This window comes from Leptolyngbya sp. NIES-2104, from assembly GCF_001485215.1.
Classification (GTDB): Bacteria; Cyanobacteriota; Cyanobacteriia; order Leptolyngbyales; family Leptolyngbyaceae; genus Leptolyngbya.
Genome location: NZ_BBWW01000001.1, coordinates 4,191,646 through 4,210,346 on the forward strand (window position 1 = coordinate 4,191,646; position 18,701 = coordinate 4,210,346).

General features: G+C 48.1%; 24 protein-coding genes. 13 read left to right on the top strand and 11 right to left on the bottom strand.

Annotated features, from left to right (window positions below; all coding sequences use genetic code 11):
* Positions 1-2 precede the first annotated feature (2 nt).
* From NIES2104_RS19975 to rpmG, 3 genes are all read right to left on the bottom strand, one after another.
* Positions 3-2,021, bottom strand: a complete 2,019-nt coding sequence (locus NIES2104_RS19975; RefSeq protein ID WP_059000003.1) for a ribonuclease catalytic domain-containing protein — start codon at positions 2,019-2,021, stop codon at positions 3-5.
* A 106-nt stretch (positions 2,022-2,127) separates the two neighbouring features.
* On the bottom strand, positions 2,128-2,343 hold the full coding sequence (gene rpsR / locus NIES2104_RS19980; protein ID WP_059000004.1) for a 30S ribosomal protein S18: 216 nt from the start codon (positions 2,341-2,343) through the stop codon (positions 2,128-2,130).
* An 80-nt stretch (positions 2,344-2,423) separates the two neighbouring features.
* Positions 2,424-2,618, bottom strand: a complete 195-nt coding sequence (gene rpmG, locus NIES2104_RS30930) for a 50S ribosomal protein L33 (protein ID WP_072218104.1) — start codon at positions 2,616-2,618, stop codon at positions 2,424-2,426.
* Positions 2,619-2,858: 240 nt separating this feature from the next.
* Between rpmG and NIES2104_RS19985 the strand changes: the two genes are divergently transcribed.
* The 7 genes from NIES2104_RS19985 to nadC all read left to right on the top strand — a co-directional run bounded on the left by NIES2104_RS19985 (position 2,859) and on the right by nadC (position 6,791).
* The gene (locus NIES2104_RS19985) at positions 2,859-3,143 is read left to right on the top strand and encodes a BrnT family toxin (protein WP_202815096.1); all 285 of its coding nucleotides are present in this window, start codon (positions 2,859-2,861) and stop codon (positions 3,141-3,143) included.
* On the top strand, positions 3,140-3,358 hold the full coding sequence (locus NIES2104_RS19990) for a BrnA antitoxin family protein (protein ID WP_059000006.1): 219 nt from the start codon (positions 3,140-3,142) through the stop codon (positions 3,356-3,358). Before NIES2104_RS19985 ends, NIES2104_RS19990 begins: the two co-directional genes overlap by 4 nt.
* A 158-nt stretch (positions 3,359-3,516) precedes the next feature.
* Positions 3,517-4,077 (top strand): histidine phosphatase family protein, encoded by a 561-nt coding sequence (locus NIES2104_RS19995; protein ID WP_059000007.1) that lies wholly within the window; start codon positions 3,517-3,519, stop codon positions 4,075-4,077.
* A 150-nt stretch (positions 4,078-4,227) separates the two neighbouring features.
* Positions 4,228-4,482 (top strand): hypothetical protein, encoded by a 255-nt coding sequence (locus NIES2104_RS33510; RefSeq protein WP_059000008.1) that lies wholly within the window; start codon positions 4,228-4,230, stop codon positions 4,480-4,482.
* A gap of 68 nt (positions 4,483-4,550) precedes the next feature.
* Positions 4,551-4,874: a helix-turn-helix transcriptional regulator gene (locus tag NIES2104_RS20005; RefSeq protein ID WP_059000009.1), complete on the top strand. Its 324-nt coding sequence runs from the start codon at positions 4,551-4,553 to the stop codon at positions 4,872-4,874.
* Complete coding sequence (locus NIES2104_RS31330) at positions 4,871-5,806, top strand: SRPBCC domain-containing protein (RefSeq protein WP_082690040.1); 936 nt, start codon at positions 4,871-4,873, stop codon at positions 5,804-5,806. Before NIES2104_RS20005 ends, NIES2104_RS31330 begins: the two co-directional genes overlap by 4 nt.
* Positions 5,807-5,930: 124 nt before the next feature.
* The gene (nadC, locus tag NIES2104_RS20015; RefSeq protein ID WP_202815097.1) at positions 5,931-6,791 is read left to right on the top strand and encodes a carboxylating nicotinate-nucleotide diphosphorylase; all 861 of its coding nucleotides are present in this window, start codon (positions 5,931-5,933) and stop codon (positions 6,789-6,791) included.
* Positions 6,792-6,868: 77 nt separating this feature from the next.
* Here the strand turns inward: nadC and NIES2104_RS33515 are convergent, their stop codons facing one another.
* The 7 genes from NIES2104_RS33515 to NIES2104_RS20045 are packed head-to-tail and all read right to left on the bottom strand — an operon-like array spanning position 6,869 to position 11,882.
* Positions 6,869-7,003, bottom strand: a complete 135-nt coding sequence (locus tag NIES2104_RS33515; RefSeq protein WP_263970997.1) for a hypothetical protein — start codon at positions 7,001-7,003, stop codon at positions 6,869-6,871.
* Between the two features lie 7 nt (positions 7,004-7,010).
* Positions 7,011-7,280: a type II toxin-antitoxin system VapC family toxin gene (locus NIES2104_RS20020; protein WP_263970998.1), complete on the bottom strand. Its 270-nt coding sequence runs from the start codon at positions 7,278-7,280 to the stop codon at positions 7,011-7,013.
* A complete protein-coding gene (locus tag NIES2104_RS20025; protein WP_059000011.1) occupies positions 7,277-7,537 on the bottom strand; it encodes a hypothetical protein in 261 nt (86 codons plus the stop codon). Before NIES2104_RS20025 ends, NIES2104_RS20020 begins: the two co-directional genes overlap by 4 nt.
* Before the next feature lie 32 nt (positions 7,538-7,569).
* A complete protein-coding gene (locus NIES2104_RS20030; RefSeq protein WP_059000012.1) occupies positions 7,570-9,297 on the bottom strand; it encodes a succinate dehydrogenase/fumarate reductase flavoprotein subunit in 1,728 nt (575 codons plus the stop codon).
* Between the two features lie 56 nt (positions 9,298-9,353).
* Positions 9,354-9,875: a hypothetical protein gene (locus NIES2104_RS20035; protein ID WP_225895267.1), complete on the bottom strand. Its 522-nt coding sequence runs from the start codon at positions 9,873-9,875 to the stop codon at positions 9,354-9,356.
* Positions 9,876-9,897: 22 nt separating this feature from the next.
* Entirely contained in the window at positions 9,898-11,106 is a 1,209-nt protein-coding gene (locus NIES2104_RS20040) for a sulfite exporter TauE/SafE family protein (protein ID WP_059000014.1), read from the bottom strand.
* A 2-nt stretch (positions 11,107-11,108) separates the two neighbouring features.
* Complete coding sequence (locus NIES2104_RS20045; protein ID WP_059000015.1) at positions 11,109-11,882, bottom strand: class II glutamine amidotransferase; 774 nt, start codon at positions 11,880-11,882, stop codon at positions 11,109-11,111.
* 87 nt (positions 11,883-11,969) lie between these two features.
* Here NIES2104_RS20045 and NIES2104_RS20050 point away from each other — a divergent pair, with 87 nt between their 5' ends.
* From NIES2104_RS20050 to NIES2104_RS20065, 4 genes are all read left to right on the top strand, one after another.
* Complete coding sequence (locus NIES2104_RS20050) at positions 11,970-13,046, top strand: sensor histidine kinase KdpD (protein ID WP_059000016.1); 1,077 nt, start codon at positions 11,970-11,972, stop codon at positions 13,044-13,046.
* Between the two features lie 8 nt (positions 13,047-13,054).
* Positions 13,055-13,714, top strand: a complete 660-nt coding sequence (locus NIES2104_RS20055) for a response regulator transcription factor (RefSeq protein ID WP_059000017.1) — start codon at positions 13,055-13,057, stop codon at positions 13,712-13,714.
* An 80-nt stretch (positions 13,715-13,794) separates the two neighbouring features.
* Complete coding sequence (gene crtA, locus NIES2104_RS20060; RefSeq protein ID WP_059000018.1) at positions 13,795-14,634, top strand: cyanoexosortase A; 840 nt, start codon at positions 13,795-13,797, stop codon at positions 14,632-14,634.
* Complete coding sequence (locus NIES2104_RS20065) at positions 14,631-15,314, top strand: cyanoexosortase A system-associated protein (RefSeq protein WP_059000019.1); 684 nt, start codon at positions 14,631-14,633, stop codon at positions 15,312-15,314. Before crtA ends, NIES2104_RS20065 begins: the two co-directional genes overlap by 4 nt.
* A gap of 44 nt (positions 15,315-15,358) precedes the next feature.
* Here the strand turns inward: NIES2104_RS20065 and NIES2104_RS20070 are convergent, their stop codons facing one another.
* Positions 15,359-16,396 carry a PEP-CTERM sorting domain-containing protein gene (locus NIES2104_RS20070; RefSeq protein ID WP_059000020.1) on the bottom strand — a complete coding sequence of 346 codons (1,038 nt, stop codon included), beginning with the start codon at positions 16,394-16,396 and terminating at the stop codon, positions 15,359-15,361.
* A 538-nt stretch (positions 16,397-16,934) separates the two neighbouring features.
* Here NIES2104_RS20070 and NIES2104_RS20075 point away from each other — a divergent pair.
* Both NIES2104_RS20075 and NIES2104_RS20080 read left to right on the top strand, forming a co-directional pair.
* Entirely contained in the window at positions 16,935-17,900 is a 966-nt protein-coding gene (locus NIES2104_RS20075; protein WP_059000021.1) for an ABC transporter ATP-binding protein, read from the top strand.
* Positions 17,897-18,697 carry an ABC transporter permease gene (locus tag NIES2104_RS20080; protein WP_059000022.1) on the top strand — a complete coding sequence of 267 codons (801 nt, stop codon included), beginning with the start codon at positions 17,897-17,899 and terminating at the stop codon, positions 18,695-18,697. The genes NIES2104_RS20075 and NIES2104_RS20080 overlap by 4 nt, the downstream gene beginning before the upstream one ends.
* Positions 18,698-18,701 lie beyond the last annotated feature (4 nt).

Below are 18,701 nucleotides of genomic sequence, written 5' to 3' on the forward strand. Positions count from 1 at the left end.
ATCTACCCTACTGCTTGCTGGGCTTCTTGTTGAGTGACTTCTTGGAAGCGGATTTCGTCTCGACGTGGATCGACTAGGCTGACTTTGAGGCGTAACTGATCGCCTGGACGTGCTAACCGCTGAAACACCATCGGCAATTCTAAACCCAATTCTTCGAGCAGCACTAAGCCTAATCCTTCATGTTCTCGCAACCATCGCAACATCAGCGCATCCCAAATTTCGCCTGAGTGTCGCCGTAAGTACTCTAGACTCCAGTAGCGATTCGTTTGACGCTCGACAAAGACAGCTTCTTGGACGGCTAGACCAATATTGATCATTAGTTCTTTGACTTCCTCAACTGAGAAAGGTAGAACATCGCCGCGTAAGTGCGCCTTGATTTGGAAGTGAGCGACTAAATCACTGTAGCGGCGAATCGGAGAAGTGACTTGAGTGTAAGTGTCGAGTCCTAAACTGGCGTGACGGGCAGGCGTGATTGTGAGTTCACTGCGAGGCATACAGCGACGAATCGCACACGATCGAACAGGTCCCGCTGGAAGCTGCAAGAGTTCCTCATCGGAAGGTAATTCGGGTTGTGGCTGACCCCGAAACGGTAACGGGACATTGTGGATTTGAGCGTAACGGGCGGCGACTTCTCCCGTTAGAATCATCATCTCAGCGACTAACTGACGGGAAAGCGAATCATCGAGAACTTCGATCGTAACTTCCCCATCGCTTTTTACTTTAATCGAAGACTCCGGCATATGAATGCTGATTGCTCCTTGAGACTGTCTCCATGCAGTCCGAAGCTTTGCCCACTTTGATAACGCTTCGATTTCGGGTTCACCTTGAACGCCTAAATGCAGCATTTCATCGACATCTTCATAAGTCAGGCGATAGGTCGATCGAATCGAACTCGCGTGAATGCTGAAATCTTCGACTGCGCCTTCTGCGGTCAGAATTACAGCGAAGCTTAAAGCACAACAAGTTTTACCCGGATTCAAGCTCATCGGTCCCGTTGCCAACTCAGACGGGAACATGGGAATCATCCCGGTCGGTAGATAAATTGTTGTAATCCGTTTGCGGGCATCAAGGTCTAATTCGTCACCGGGAACAACCCAGCGAGTGGGATCAGCGATATGAATCCAGATTTTCTCGCGTCCGTCGGGTAGCACTTCGACGCTCAGACCGTCATCGATTTCGCGGGTGCTTTCGTCGTCGATCGTATAAACCTTCAGGTGCGTCAAATCGAGGCGATTGACATCGAGATCTTCGGGGGGGAATTCCAAACGGTGGTGCGACACTTCCAGAACCTTATTAGAGAATTGAATCGGAATCTGAGCACGCCGCAGGAACATATTTTCATGTGGACTCCAGATTCCCAGATCGACGAGAAGCTGAAAAGCGGCTTGGGACGTTTCAGGGCGTTTTAGAGCAGCAAGGATCTCGATCGCGCTTGATCGAGTCGGCGCTTCTTCCACAGTAGCAAATCGCTCCAGTGCATCCAGTCGAGTTCGATCGCTCGGTTGCCATTCCACTGAATTTCCCTGCAACACGGATTCGATTCGCTCTAAGAAGCTCTGCCAGTCGCGCTGACGTTGAGCCTCCATCTCGATTTGATGTTTGAGATCTGCCACTTGCGTCGCGGATCTTGGCTCATAGCGATCGCCTTTCTGCTTAAAGTAAAGCTTATCTTCCGACAATAAGTAGTAAGCGGCGTAACACATCACCGGACTCTGATCCGAGAACAGCAGCATCGCTAATTCTTTCGGGTCGGTGCTGTCTCCGCCTTCGATCAGGATTTCCCAGGCAACTTCTAAGCTCGAAGGATCAAGAAAGGGTTTGACTTCTTTGAAAAAGTTTGGAATGTCGGACGGTTTGAACGTCTCGTTTGCGACTTCGTAGGTGATTTGACGGGGGTGAAGGGTGTGCGACTGAGAACGGTCGTCGATCGCGATCCAGTGTCTTTTTCCTTCTGGACGATCGGCGACGGCAAGCCTGCGCTCTCCGTTGATGCGAAATTCGACGAGGGTTCCCTTCTCCATTGAAGTCTGCGGGGTGCGATGGGTGATGAAAAATAGAGCAAATGGCGGGGGTTTTCGCCCAGGATTGCTCACACCCTACACTAGCACCCCCACAGCGTTGAAGGGGTTAGCCTTCTTGATTGACGAACGGTAGTAAAGCGATGACACGAGCACGTTTGATCGCGACGGTTAAATCACGCTGCTGTTTTGCAGTTAGTCCGGTAATCCGACGCGGCAGAATTTTACCGCGCTCGGTGATAAATTTGCGGAGCAGATCGACATCTTTGTAATCGATCGGATCACCTGGTTTAATCGGGGAAACTCGACGGCGAAAATAGGTCATGAGTGTATTTGGTAAAGGGTCAATGGGCGGTAGTTGTGTGAAACTACGGGCAAAAACTTACCAGCTTTTGCTGACAAAGATTATTTGATTTCTTTGTGGGGAGTGTGTCTGTTGCAGTGCGTGCAGAACTTTTTGAGTTCTAGACGTGCGGTGGTGTTCCGGCGGTTTTTCGAGGTGGTATATCGAGAAACTCCGTTAGAACGCTTTGCCGGGTTGGTGCGGCATTCGGTACATTCCAGCGTAATGATCAGCCTTACGCCTTTATTCTTTGCCATAGTTTTGACGCAAACAAATAAGAGGGATAAACGTGTGAAGACACGAAGATCTATTATTTCACACTTGTTGGGAGATGGGCAAAAAATTGTCGGGGAAGTGCGATCGCAATGTCTAAGTGAATCAGTTGTTAGTTGTTGATATGTTGAGTTGGACTCTTGGCAAGGGCTTAACATTTTGCTCCCCAATGTGTCCAACTTGATTATGATATACATTGTATTTACACTGTAGGTGTAGACGAGTTGAGATTTGAATGGGGTGAGCGTAAAGCACAATCAAACGAGAAAAAGCATGGCATCTCGTTTAGTGAGGCAGAAACTGTCTTTTACGACGAGAATGCACGTTTGCTTTATGATGCAGAGCATTCTTCAGAGGAAGATCGATACATTTTGTTAGGCATGAGCGATTCGCTAACTCTATTGGTGGTTTGCCATGTGTACCAAGAAGATGAAGAAACCATTCGGATCTTCTCTGCTCGTAGGGCAACTAAGCGAGAGCAACAACAATACCAGGGGTTTCTTTTATGAAAGATGAGTACGATTTCTCCCAATCTGTGAAAAATCCCTATATCAAGAAGCTGAAGAAGCAAGTTACGATCCGACTGGAAGAAGAGGTCGTTGACTACTTCAAGGGTTTAGCTGAGGAAACGGGGATTTCTTACCAAAGCTTGATCAATTTGTATTTACAGGACTGTGTAAAATCACAACGCAAGCCAACATTGGAATGGGTTGGTGAAGTCTAACTAACAACGCAGTGGAACATAGCGCAGAGTCTTCGCGCTATGTTCCAGTTCTTTCGCCACCGCTCACTTTCGCCGTTGTAGGGCTTCGTTTTTCGGTTGTGGAAGTCCAGCAACATTATCTGTTTGTGTTCTAAGTTGAGTAAGCGAAACAATTGTCTATGAACCAAATTGTTTACCTTGTAAGGCATTGCCAAGCAACAGGGCAAGAACCGGATGCACCATTGACTGAAATTGGCAAACAACAAGCGATCGCATTAGCCGATTGGCTGAGTGAAGTACCGATTGAACGCATTATCTCCAGCCCATTTAGTAGAGCATTGCAATCTATTACGCTGCTATCAGAACGTCTTGGATTAGCGGTTGAGGCAGATGAACGATTAGTTGAGCGTATGTTGAGTCCAGTACCATTAGACGACTGGCGTGAAAGCTTGGCGAAGACATTTATAGATTTAGACCTGAGTTTTGAAGGGGGTGAGTCAAGTCGGACAGCAATGATGCGAGGTGTTGCTGTCGTTCATCAGGCAATACAGCAAACGACCCATCCTGTTGTCATCGTCACCCACGGCAATTTAATGACATTGATTCTCAAACACTTTGATGAACAGATTGGGTATGCGGAGTGGGAGAGGTTGCAAAATCCTGACGTATATTGCATTGAGTTCAGGAGCAAGGGAGACGGTGTTGAGCGAGTAGAGCGAGTTCCGCTGCCAGCCGTATAACGGTCGCAATCACCGGAACAGGGCAATCTGATCGGTTGGTTGCAAAAGATACGGGTTCCAGGGATTGCGGTCGTTAGCCTGCAAGTTATCTGTTGAGGTCATTAGCTAAGAGATGATATCAGATTCAGTTTTAGATTCAAGAGCGCTGCTATGGAAAGTACGAATCTTCTCACCCTGCCCGACGATCGACAATTAGCCTACGCAGAGTACGGCGACCCAAACGGGCATCCTGTTTTCTACTTTCATGGTGGCGGAACTTCTCGGTTAGAGCCATTGTTGTTAGGCGATGATGTCTTTATCCGATTAGGCTTACGACTGATTGCGCCAGATCAAGTATTTTCCGTGGCTGTATCGAGCCTCAATGAAATTGATGCAGCGATCGCCAAAGCGCTTCTAAGTGAATAAGAACTTTGCATTGACAATTAAGCAAATGCTAAAGTATCCTTCAGTTAAGCATTTGCTTAATTGTTTTTATGAGTCGATCAACCGTCAGCACCGACATTTTTCATGCGATCGCCGATCCCACTCGTCGAGCGATTCTGGATCATTTGCAGCGAGGTGAACAGCCTGTCAAGCACCTTGCTGAACCCTTTGCCATGTCTTTACCCGCCATTTCACAACACTTGCAAGTCTTGTGCGAAGCGGGATTAGTCACCCAGCAACGCCGTGGACGACAGCGCATCTACCGACTCAATCCAGCGTCTCTTAAGCCAGTATCGGACTGGGTCAGCCAGTATGAACAGTTTTGGACAGCAAAACTAGATGCTCTAGGAGAGTATCTGGAGGAACAACCATGAGCCAGGAGATTGTGCTGGAAACGTTTTATCCTCATCCACCTGAGCGCGTTTGGCAAGCGTTGACCGATCGCCGTGCTCTGAGTATCTGGATGATGAACAACGATTTTGAAGCTCGCTTGGGGCATCGGTTTCGGTTTCAGAGTTGTCCGCTACCAGGGTTAGAAGTCACAATTTACTGCGAAGTGCTAGAGGTGGAAGCACCAAAACGTCTAGTTTATAGCTGGAAAGAGCATCTCTTAGATACAGCGTCACGAGTGACATGGACACTATTTCCAGTAGAAGGCGGCACTCAAATCCGACTTCAGCATCGATCGACAGGTTCTGCGTCGATTCCTGTATTCGGGCTTCCAATCTTCGATCGATCAGTGCGTCGGACAATTGACTCTCAACTCACCTCTACGACAGCGATCATCCATTCCTTACAGACAGCCTCTTCTGCCTCAAAAGACGGCTCATATCGATATTCAGAATTCCTGAACTACCAAACCAAGTGGCATTACTGGCTGCAACAAAAATTACCTGGAGTATTAACGATGAGTTCAAATCAGCAGTTTCTGCAAAATTTATACGAAGCCTTCAATAAAGGCGATTTGGAAACCATCATCTCGGTGATGCACCCAGACGTGAAATGGGCGAATGGGGTAGAAGGCGGTTTCGTTTATGGGCGCGACGCGGTGCGCGAGTACTGGACGAATCAATACAAGGTGATTCAAGTGCAGCTTGAAACCCTAAAATTCGAGACGGATGAAAACAATCGAAATGTCGTGACCGTTCATCAAATCGTCAGGGATTTGCAAGGCAATTTGCTCGTGGATGTAACCATTCAGCAAATCTTTACCATTGAGAATGGTTTAATCAGTCTTTATGAAATTGGCGAAACTGAAACAATCCAAGAGATGATTCAAAAGACAAGAACTTCCAACGAGCAATGATGTTTCGGCTATCAATGTTTCGGTTGTAATTGGTAGGGTGTGTTATCCCATAAAGGTAACGCACCCTACCTTCTGTCTAACAATCTCGTTGTACACCGACCGTAGCAAATTAGGTTAGAACATTGTGAATAAGACTGCTGTACTGCCACCGTTTCTACTGCTCGATCGCTTACTTCAAGATTGGCTGCTTGAAGATATTGGGCGGGGCGATCGCACGACGCAAGCGTTGATTTCGCCGGGAACTCGTCAAGCGGTTTGGATTGCGAAAGAAGCAGGCGTGATTGCGGGATTACCGATCGCGGCTAGAGTGTTTCAATTGCTCAATGCTGCTACGGAATTTACGCCGCTGGTTAAGGAAGGGGAAGCAGTTGAAAAAGGACAAACGATCGCACAAATTCAAGGGGCTTACGATGCGCTACTCACAGGCGAAAGAGTTGCATTGAATTTAGCCATGCGTCTGAGCGGAATTGCCACGATGACGCGGCAGTATGTGGAAAAGATCGAGGATTTGCCTGCTCAGTTAGTGGATACGCGCAAGACAACGCCTGGATTGCGATTGCTAGAAAAGTATGCAACACAGGTCGGCGGCGCAATCAATCATCGAATGGGATTAGATGATGCGGTGATGATTAAGGACAATCACATTGTTGCAGCGGGGGGAATTGGGAATGCGATCGCCCAAATTCGCGCTCAGATTCCCTATCCGTTAACGATCGAAGTCGAAACCGAGAATTTAGACATGGTGAAAGAAGCGATCGAGCATAAAGCCGATATCATCATGCTCGATAATATGCTGCCAGAGTTGATGATTGACGCGGTTCAGTTGATTCGGACTGCAAACGATCGCATTAAGATCGAGGCTTCGGGAAATGTGACTTTGCAAACTTTGAGAGCGATCGCCCAAACGGGAGTCGATTACATTTCGAGTAGTGCGCCGATTACGCGATCGACCTGGTTGGATTTAAGTATGAGAATTAAGCTTTAGCGATTCATGCTGTCTAGTGGATCATTTTGAATGAGGTCAGCAATCGTGGGACAAGAAAATCCGTGAAGTTGATTGAGTCACAGAATTAAGTTTTCAAAGAATTGTGTATCATTCCATCGGTAGACTGAAAAATCACGTCGATCGACTGTCAGGACTCGTCCATGTCCGAGATGCTCTGCTAACACAACGAGGGAAGCATCAGCAAAATCCATTGGAAGATCAGCGTCGTTCCATGAGCGTAATCATTCGATCTAGTTGAGTCGATTCTAAATTGAAAACATGGATGGTGCCGTTTACAACTTGGCGAAGAAAGCGAACTGGCGTAGTCTGACTGCTACGAGCAAGCAGAAAGTAACAGGTTTCTGTTAGCACTGGATAGGTTGTAATCAGGGGTTCTTGAATCGAGCGTAATGCAGTTTGAATCGCTTGGTGATTTGGATCGCGTTGATTAAAAAGTGCAAGAAAGGCTCCTGTATCAATGATGATCATGCCTGACCTTGCTGATGTTTCTGCGATAGATACTCTTGAATAACAGATTGATAGGGTTCAGTCGGATCAGCATCGATAAAACCGACTAATCCCGCATCTTCAAATGCTTGCAAGGCATTCGTAGAGGTAGGCTTTAGCTGTTCGTAATACAGATCGATCGCTTGTCCCAAAATTTCAGCAATATTCTGCTGAGTTTGCTGCTGAATGAATGTCAGTTTTGCAGCGTGGTTTGGGTCGATTCGTGTTGTGATTTCCATATTGTAATCTTTTGCTCCATGTTGGCAGGACGCTAGTACTTCCGCTCTTGAGGCTGAAATTGATTGATCATTACAGGCATGTAGTTGATATCAATTCCAGCCGCAGAATAGTATGCCAAGGTATGTTTTAGGAATGCAGCATCATCGCGTTGGGCATAGTCTTCTCGGAAATGTGACCCTCGGCTTTCTTTGCGGTTGATCGCGGAAAAAAGAATCATTTCACCGACGACAAAAAGCGATCGCAGTTCCAATGCTTCAATTAGTTCTGTGTTCCAACTCGTTCCGCGATCGTCGAGTCGAACCTGAGTATATTTCTGCTGCAATTCGCGCAGCTTAGCAAGTCCTGTTTGCATCACTTCTTCGGTACGGAACACGCCACAATGTTCAGTCATGCAGTCTTGATAAGCTTGACGAATTTCTTGGATGCGGTACTGTCCGGGTTGATCGAATAACGCTTGGATTTGTTCTTTCGCGTCTTGGATATAGCGATCGGCATTTAATTCTGGGAGTTTTCGATTTTGGACATATTGCGCGATCGATGCTCCCGTTCTCCGCCCGTACACAACACATTCCAACAGCGAATTACTACCCAAACGATTCGCGCCATGCACCGAGACACAAGAGGTTTCACCCGCTGCAAAGAAGCCATCGACGAACTCATCGGCTCCCGCTCGAACTCGTCCATCGGTGTTGACTGGAATGCCGCCCATACAGTAATGCACTGTAGGACGAACGGGCATCGGTTGAGTGACCGCATCGACTCCCACTAAGCGATGGGCTTCTTCCCAACAGAAGGGAACACGGCTCATGATTTTTTCTTTGCCCATGTGCCGCAGGTCGAGGTAGACGTGATTGCCGCCAGCACTACCATCGGGATTGATACCGCGTCCGGCTCGAATTTCGGAGACGATCGCACGAGAGGTAATATCACGCGGTGCAAGTTCCATTCGACTCGGAGCATACCGCTCCATAAATCGCTCTCCCTCGCTGTTAATTAAATACGCTCCCTCACCTCGAACGGCTTCCGAAATCAGCACACCGACCGGATATAAGCCTGTGGGATGAAACTGCACAAATTCCATATCTTCGAGCGGTAAGCCTGCCATTGCAGTCATCGCGAGTCCGTCACCGGTCGAGGCGTAATCATTAGAAGTGGTGTTATAAACGCGCCCATATCCGCCTGTTGCGAACATCACCGCTTTGGCGCGTACCACTTCGATGTGTCCATCAAGCAAGTGATACATCACAACGCCTTTCGCCTGTCCGTCTTCGAGAATCAGACGCATCACGTACCATTCTTCGTAGATCTTGACTCCGTACTTCATCAAGTTACAGATTAGTTCGTGCAGAATCGCGTGTCCGGTTTTGTCTGCGGCGTAACAGGTGCGATTGTGCGAATGTCCGCCGAAAGCGCGTTGGGCAATTCGACCATCAGGAAGGCGCGAGAATAATACGCCCATGTGTTCGAGATCGATCACGACATCGGGCGCTTCTTGGGTCAAAATGGCGACTGCATCTTGATCCGCAAGATAGTCTGAGCCTTTCACGGTATCGAAGGCGTGGGCTTCCCAAGAATCGGTTTCATCGACGTTTTTAAGCGATGCTGCCATGCCACCTTGAGCGGCGACAGAATGCGATCGAATGGGGTGAGTCTTTGCTACAACGGCGATACTGAGACTCGGATTCGCGCGGGCGATTTCTAGCGCGGCACGCGATCCGGCTAGTCCACCACCCACAATAATGACATCGTAATCAATCATGGTCGCTCATCGGGAATGTTTCGCATCTCCCATTTTCACCTGATTTCGCCATTCTGTTAGTTTTTCGTGGTTCTTTTTACAATCCAAGCGCCAGCACTGAGCGCGATCGCACCGAAAGCGATCGGTAAAATCCATCCAGCTTGATTCTGCTCAGGTTGGGTAGCGGTGGGAACTTGAGCGACGGGACTCGGTTGTGAAGTGGTTCCGCCCTGAACGGTGACATCGTAGGCGAATTTGAAGGTGTTAAAGTCGTTTTCAGCTTTGGGAGCGCCGCTAATTTCGAGCGTGTAGATTCCAGCTTTGGAGAAAGTAATTTCTGCGCCCGGAATTCCCTTGTATTGTTCGGCTGAGATCGCTTTTAGTTCGGGTTGTTTGATTGTTTGATTGTTTGATTTAACGGTGAGCTGACAGTTACATCGATCGAGCGAAATGACTTCGCCGCCTGCTTTGGTCAGAGCAAACCAAGCTTGTGAAGGTTCTCCAGCTTTCGGATTGTGATTCGGTTCGATGTGAAAAGTCGATGCGACGTTGCCTTCGGTCTTGACGTTGTGAGCCAGAACAGGCGAGGCAATGAGCAAAAACGGAATGAGATAGAAGGATCTATTTTTTAGCAGGAACATAGAGTTTTTCTAACGACAACAGCGACCAGAAAAAGCGCGATCGAACTAACAATACGCTAATCACCAGAAAAATAAGAATCCCCACTCTAAAACGATTATTAAAATCAACACTAATTTCACCCAAGTAATTCGATCCAGAAAAACTTGTATGAATTGCTGCAAGAATCAAAGCTGGAATACTAAATAAATGAATTTTTCGCCAAACCGTACCAAGTTTAGAAACCGCTTGATCAAAACTGGTCAACGCTGCGGGAATCATCAAACCAAATGCTGAAATTCCTGCCCACATTCCAAATTGTTGAGCGGGAAGCAGAAAGACGATCGCGCCTAAATTCCAATTAAACGTGTGATCGAGATAATGTCCGATGTGCGCCACAGATAAGACAAACGCCCCCACACCTAATGCCCGTCGATACCGCAGCGGAGATGCCCAAATTCGGCTAATCGGTCGCGCAATCAGCGCTAACATCAGGCAAATCAGGGCAGCATGTCCGGTGTAATCGACCATATCGCTGCTTCTGAGCAAAGTCAAAAGACCGATCGTCAAAGTTACCCAGCCGCCTAATTTGAACAATTGGCTTCGTCGATCGCGACTCAATGCTGACGCAAATAATCCCGTACTAATCATCATCGGAGCCGTTCCCAACCCAAACGCCAACATCGTGATTGCGCCGTGTGCCGTGTTTCCGGTTTCTGCTGCTTTAATCTGTGCAGTGTAGAGAAATCCACAGGGAATCAAACCCCAGATCATTCCGAGTAAAGCAGGCGTTCCCCAATGGTGCGATCGCGATAATTCCGCCATCCACGCACTAAAGCGATCGTGCAATTTTCCCTGAATCGGATGCAAAATCGGAACACGCGGTAGCCAGCTTGCATTAATGTTCGATAGACCAAACCAGATTAAAAGCAATCCGGTGACGATCGCTAAGGTTCGACGCAACCCGCTATCGATTCCGGCAAGCTGTCCGCCTGCGATGAGAACTGAACCTAAAGCACCGATCGCGGCTCCTACGATCGCATAACTGAGAATCCGCCCTAGATTCAGCAGAACATTAAATCGAACTTGCTGCCACTTAGAGCGATTGTGATGCGACAAGGAAAACGCCACGGTCAGAGGGCTACACATTCCCAAACAGTGCCCGAAGCTTCCCAAAAATCCGACGCTTGCAATCAACAATAAATCAAGCATTCTCAACCAAACCGCATAGGTAAGCCATCTTGAAATGCTAACAATTCTCCTGGCTCAATCGTTGTCCAAGTTTCATTATCAGTTAAGGGTGTTGTCGCAATTACTGCTACTCGATCGTTTGGTGTCGTTAATTCTTGAAAATCCACAGTCAAATCTGCATCAATCAAATGCGCTGCTGCAAATGGAGCTTGTCGCACAATGTAGCAAAGCTTTGTCGAACAATGCACAAAAAAGGTTTCACCATCGGAAAATAAATAGTTAAACGTGCCATAATTCGCGATCGCGCTAGTCACCGATTTCAACACCGGATACAATTCAGCCGCACTCGGTTTCTCGATCGGAAATGCTTGTCGCATTGTATTCAATATCAAGCAAAAGGCTCGTTCACTATCGGTCTGACCCACAGGGCGGTAGATTCCTTCTGGTTCTGGCTCAAAGTTCGGCAAATCTCCATTGTGAGCAAACACCCAATACCGCCCCCAGAGTTCTCGCTGAAACGGGTGACAGTTCTCTAATGCCACTTTGCCAAAAGTCGCTTTACGAATGTGTGCGATCACATGCGTCGAATGAATCGGATACTTGCGAACCAGTTCCGCCACCGGAGACGCGATCGCCGCTTGAATATCGATAAACGATCGACATCCCGCCCCTTCAAAAAAAGCAATGCCCCATCCGTCTTGATGCTCATCGGTTCGACCGCCCCGCGCCGAAAACCCCTCAAACGAGAAGCAAATATCCGTGGGCACGTTGCAATTCATTCCTAGTAATTGACACATTTCTCACGCTTCAATCCCTGCCTTATTCTGAGTGTAATTGGTCGATTTTGGGCTAGTTTGGCTGAAGAGACTGCCACGGGAACACCAATGCGCCAACCGCCCGCCCCAAATTTTGCCCGATCGCTGATCTTGATGCTGTTTGCAATCGTGATTCTGCTCGAATACACCACACCCTCAAATTATGTGTTTGGGTATCTCTACACCGGAGCTATCTTAATCGCGAGTTCGCGACTGAGCCGTCGTGCCACCTTTTACATTACGCTGATCGCATCCCTTCTGACTTTGGCAAATCTTTGGTTTCCGAGCGGGGAAATCAGTTCACTGGCAACGATCGCGAATCGAATGATCGCGGTGATTGCCCTGATCGTGACGGGAATCTTAGGCGATCGCAATCGGCTGTATCAAACCGCATTGCTTCAACAACAGAGTCAACTGCGATCGCAAGAACAACTTGCCCGACTGCGCGAAGATTTCATCTCAACCCTAACGCACGATCTGAAAACACCCCTGTTGGGCGCGATCGAGACTTTGAATTCGCTCGATCGGGCTGAATTTGGCACGATTACACCCGCACAAAAGACCGTGTTCAATTTAATGAAACGCAGCCATCAAACGACCTTGAAAATGGTTGAAATGCTGCTCGATGTGTATCGCAACGATGCGGAAGGATTGCAACTGAATCTAGAGCCTATTAATCTGGCAAATTTGGCAGAGGAAGTGCTGTTAATGCTGCGGGAATTGGCAACGACTCGCCGCGTTTATCTCAACGTCAGATATGGAGACTCTGAATTTCGACAGGATCTATGGGTGAAGGGCGATCGCTTACAGCTTCAACGAGTTTTCACAAACTTAGTCACCAACAGCATCAATCATTCACCTCGTGGAGAACGAGTCTCGATCGTGCTTGACTCGAATTCGTCTTATCAAACCGTGAAAGTGATTGATGCGGGATTCGGCATTCCCGCTGATGTCTTGGCGCATTTATTCGAGCGATTTTATCAGGGACAAAGCGATCGACAAGCGACCGGATCAGGACTCGGCTTATATTTGAGTCGGCAGATTATCGAAGCACATCACGGTACAATCTGGGCAGAAAACCTTTCTCCACACGGTGCGATGTTTGCCTTTCGACTAGCAGCCATTCCACCCGAACGCATGTCATAGTTTTCCTCATGCCCTCTCCCTCGATCAAACTTCTCCTTGCTGAAGACGATGAACTGTTTCGCCTGGGTTTACGAATGCGACTCCAACAAGAATCCGATCTCGATATCGTCGCCGAAGCCGAAGACGGTGAAACCGCAGTCGAACTGATCAAACAATCGGAAATCGATCTGGTTCTACTCGATATCGGACTGCCCGGAATCGGAGGCATCGAAGCCTGTCGCCAAATCAAAGCCGCGATACCTGACTTGCCCATTTTGATTCTCACTTCGCATTCAGAACAAAGTTTAATTGCTCGACTAATTGGTGCGGGCGCACACGGATATTGTCTCAAAGGAATTCCCGCTGAAAAGCTGATTCTTGCCCTGCGATCGGTGGCTTCTGGAGCTTCTTGGTGGGATCAAACCGCAACCAGCATGATTCAAACCCAATTCCAGCATCCAGCTCCCGCTCAATCCGAAAATCCCTTAACCAAACGCGAACAGGAAATTCTCAAGCTTGTCGCCCTTGGCAAATCGAACCCCGAAATCGCTGACGAACTCTACATTACACCGGGAACTGTCCGCGTTCATATCCATGCCATTTTGCACAAACTGAACGTCCGAGATCGGACTCAAGCCGCCATTCTCGCGCTGCAAAAACATTATGTTGAGCCGGATGATTCTGAGTGAAAATCTATCCTGAGCTGCTCGAAATCTCACGCAAAACTAAGTAACCTAAGCCACAACTTTTCTTGTTGAATTCGTCCTCGATGAAAGAGTTCTTCAAAACGCCCTATCTTCTTCTTGCGATCGCGGTTGCCCTCACCACGATTCATCTTCAACTGATCGATCGAGTCAATCACAAGGGACCCTTTCTCGAAGCTGCTTTAATGTGTTGGGCAGCGGCTTGGTTTCTCGGCTGGCGCAAGCGTCAAGATCTCATGCTCAAGAGTAATGCGACCGCTAGCACGATCGGATTGGGGCTAATCGCTTGGCTCCTTTTTCGCAGTCTTAATCTGGTCGAGTATGATGCCTTTCTGCGATTCTTTCCGGTGCTGTCTGGTGTGAGCCTTGCCCTCCTAGCGTCAGGATTTGTGCTCAAACCGTATTGGCGAGAATTGGCTGTGCTGGGATTTATGACGATTCCTACGACGACGATATTGGGGCTGATTGATATTTCACCGCTCACCGCCGAATTTAGCGGCAGCTTGCTTTGGTATACGGGCTTTCGAGTCGTTCAAGAAGGCGTGATGCTGCACCTGCCGACGGGAAGCGTTGAAGTGTACCGAGGGTGTTCAGGGATTCAACTCATTTGGCAACACATTTCGCTGGGATTTCTATTTGTTCTGCTGTTTCCGATCGGATGGATACGATCGCTGATTGTTTTCGTTGCTGGAGTCCTGATCGCCTTTATCGTGAATTGTCTCCGAGTCGGATTAATGGCGATTCTTGTGGCTCAGAACAATCGAGAAGCATTTGACTATTGGCATTTGGGAACGGGATCGCTAATTTTTTCGATGATTTCCGTCTCGCTGTTTGGATTGCTCTGCTATGTTCTGCTCGAAAACGCCGATCGTGCAGCCGAAGAAGAAGAGGAGGCACAAGCTTGAAACCCTGGGAAAATGTTCGGAATCTTTGGTTAGCAACTGCGCTTGTGAGCAGTAGTTTAGTCGTGTTCAGATTGGCAGTCACTCCCGCTCAAAAGCCATCTCCGCCGAGCTATACGTTTCCTGAATCGGTGCCTTTGTCGCGCTGGGAATTCATCAAAGCGACTCCGATCGGCGTTCAAAAACTCTATACACCCTCGCTGGCAACGAGTGCCGATGATTTAACGATTTCCGGTCAATCGTATCGCTATCTTCGCAACGGTCAGCCGCTTGAAGTTGAAATGCGCTATTTCAATACACTCAATCATGTGCCGGATATTTTGCGAGAAACAACGATTCGGCTCGATCGGATCGATATCACCTCGCAGCGTTCAGACTTAGGAACTTATGCCGTGTATGGGCGATCGGATCGGCTATATCTCACTGCCTGTATTTCTGCGACTGGAGAGACCACGGTAGATCGTAGTGAACTTCACAGCGTTCAGCTTCAACCCGCGATCGTAGCGCGTCGAGTTGTGCCTTGGTTTCTCGGTCAAGCGCCTCTTAGAGATATGCGCTGTCTTTGGACGCGACTCTCGATGCCAATGAATTCCGCTGCACCACAAGCGACTCAACAAGAACTAGAGCAAGCTTGGGGCGAATGGGTGAACTGGTGGAGAAATCACTATCCGCCCGAACCATAAAAAAATCGCGAGACTCAGGGATTGAATCTCGCGATCAAATGGTATTACTTGCGTTTGCGCCGTCGTTGCATTAGGGTTGCGAACGCGATCGCGCTTCCTGACCCCAGAATCGTTAAAGGTTCTGGGATGGGTTGGCAATTGCCGCTTGGACAAGACGGGGGCACAGGCGGAATCACAGGCGGAATCACAGACGGATTACCACCACCGCCACCGCCGCGAAACAAAAAGGGCAGCAAGGCGAGTGGGGCTGCCCAAAGCAGACTGCTATTTCTGCCTCCGGGTGCAACGACCGCGGGCGATTCCGGTGCTGCAACCTGCACCGATGGAGGTTCCCCACCGCCAACGCCGCAGCTTAAGCTCTTCATCTGCACAATAAAGTCATCGAAATCGCGGTCTTGCTGTTGGCGATCCCGCACGATTTTCGAGCCGGTATCGTCCCATCCCACGGTCACTCCACCGCTACACAGGTCGGTGAGTCCGCCTGCAAATTGAACTTGCTGTTCTCGATTGGGGTTGAGCACATCGGTCGAGTAGATGATCCCGGTCGGACGACCGTTATAGGTAGATTCTAGATAAAGCACATATCGTTGATTCGCTTGAAATCGAAACTGAGCCGTAGGTTGAGGCACTGCATTGCCGGGGGTGCCTTTGAAGTCAGTATTCGTACCGATGTGACTGCGACGGGTCGAGGGTTTGAAAATGGATTCGGGGCTGTCTGAAGCTCTGGTCTCGGTAATTAAAGGCGTTTTCTCTTTGGTTTCTAAATTGATTACGCCGAAGGTCGATTGATAGGCTCCGTGGGATTCAACGAAATTTGATTCGATCGTTGTCTCTTGGTCAAATTGCACACCTGAATTGTTAATGAGGCTCACAGCGTAGGCTGGTAAGGCAATGTGACTCAAAAGCCACCCACCTGTAATAGCGAACGTGAGCCGTACGAACGCGGCGCGTCGAGAGGAATCACGCGATCGCGATTCCGGTTTTTGTGCGAACACAGATTCAGCCTCAGCTAAATTTGAATGATTCGCTGAGACGGAATGCGGCTTTGGGAGAATCCAAACACCACGAGAATGAGTTGCCATACAAGAAGACCTTACAGTTGAACGGAGAGTAATTGGTTGATGCCCCCGTAATCCTGCTTGGTCGCAGAATTGTCAAACTCACTGTAAGAAAGTTAAGTATTTCTATCAGAATTTTGCCGTATTTTCTAGATATCGATGCGTTATTTTACACAAGCTTAAATATGTAGCCCACAAGTTCACGTAATTCTGCGGGGTTCCTCATTGAGGCTTCACGTAATTCACGGCAAAACCTCAGAGAATTTCCTATATACCGTTTAAAAAATAAGATGGGGAGCATGAATTGCTCCCCGATTTGACATATTTGAGTCTGTATAAGTGTTTAACTTTATGATTTAAGAATACGCGGTGGGTGGACTCGATCGTGCCCCTCGTGAGATTGAATGTTTCCTCTATCGGTCGATCAGTCTAACGGCATCAAAAGACGGATATTAGTGTTACTTATCAGGGAGCAAAGCGCTACAATTTGCGTCTGATTAAGAGCAGTCGGGGCAAAACTTTGCTACTCTACGAGACTGCGACATTAGTTCCCTGAATTTTTATGATCGAAGTCGAACAACTCAGCAAAGTGTACGGCTCAACGGCAGCGATCGAGGATGTGACGTTTTCGGTTGAGCCGGGTGAAATTCTTGGTTTTTTGGGTCCGAACGGGGCTGGCAAAACCACGACGATGCGAATTTTGTCGGGCTATCTTCCTGCCAGTCGTGGAACTGCAAAAATTGCTGGGTTTGAGGTGCATGAGAATTTAATGCAGGTGCGGCAAAAGATCGGATATTTGCCGGAGTCGCCGCCGCTTTACCCGGAAATGACGGTGCAGGGATTTCTCAACTTCGTGGCGCAGATTAAAGGAGTGAGTGCGGGCGATCGCGCTTCCCGAATTCAAACGGCATTAGAGAAAACTGGCTTGGTCGAGAAGCGCAAAACGATCATTCGCAAGCTGTCGAAAGGATATCGGCAACGGGTGGGAATCGCTCAAGCGATCGTGCATGATCCGCCTGTGATTATTCTGGATGAACCGACGGTCGGACTTGATCCGCGCCAAATTATCGAAGTGCGGAACTTGATTAAGCAATTGGCGAACGATCATACGGTGATTCTTTCAACTCACATTTTGCCGGAAGTGAGTATGACCTGCGATCGCGTCACCATTATCAATCGTGGTCGAGTCGTGGCAACGAATACTCCTAATCAATTGATGGCGCAACTCAATCGCAGGACGGGCTATGAATTGGAAGTTGAGGGGAACTGGAACGCGATCGAACAGTGTTTGAATCTGATTCAAAATGTGCAATCGATCGAACAACTTGCAAGAACCGAAAATCGCTATCGGGTTCGCGTCGTGTCAGAATCGGGAACGGAACCCGGACGAGAGATCTCAATGGCACTCGCGAGCTATGGGATTGAATTGTACGAAATGCGGCGAGTGCAAGCCAGTTTAGAAGATGTGTTCTTGGAATTGACGACCGAAGAGAAACCTGTTGAAGATCACGCTGAGGAAGAGTCATGAAGACGGTTTTGTATAACATCTTGGCAATCTATCGACGGGAGCTTCTGAGTTATTTCACGTCTCCGTTGATGTATGCGATCGCGGCTGTCTTCTGGCTGGTTTCTGGCTTTCTATTCACAGTGACGCTCGACGGTGTGATTCAACAAGCCGCACAGTATGATCAGGCAACGGCAGCCGGAATTTCAACCGCTCCGATCGATATTCCTTACGAATTCATTCGGACAATCTTAGGTGTGATTGGTTCGCTATCACTTTTTGTATTACCAATTCTATCAATGGGACTGTACGCGGAAGAACGTAAACGCGGCACATTAGAATTGTTAGCGACATCACCTGTTACAAATTGGGCGGTAGCAGTCGGTAAATTACTCGGTGTGATGACATTCTTCTTTACGATGTCGTTACCGTTGTTGTTGTACGAAGCGATCGCGCTTTCTAACGTCAATCCACCGATTCAGATTAATGTTCTATTACTCGGTCATTTAGGATTACTGTTACTTGCTGGATCAGTGTTATCGCTCGGAATGTTTATGTCGTCGCTGACCGATAGTACGATCGTTGCTGCAATTTTCACGTTTACGTTAGTTCTTGCATTGTGGGTTGTGGATCTCATTGCTAGAAATTTTGGCGGTGTGGTGGGAGAAGCGATCGGGCATTTATCACTGTTAAAGCACTATACAAATTTGATTCAAGGCATTGTAGATACGAGTAGCCTTGTTGTGTTTGCAAGCTATATCTTTCTTGGGATTTTCTTGACGGCTCAATCGATCGACGCATTCCGTTTCCAGCGTTCTTAATCTT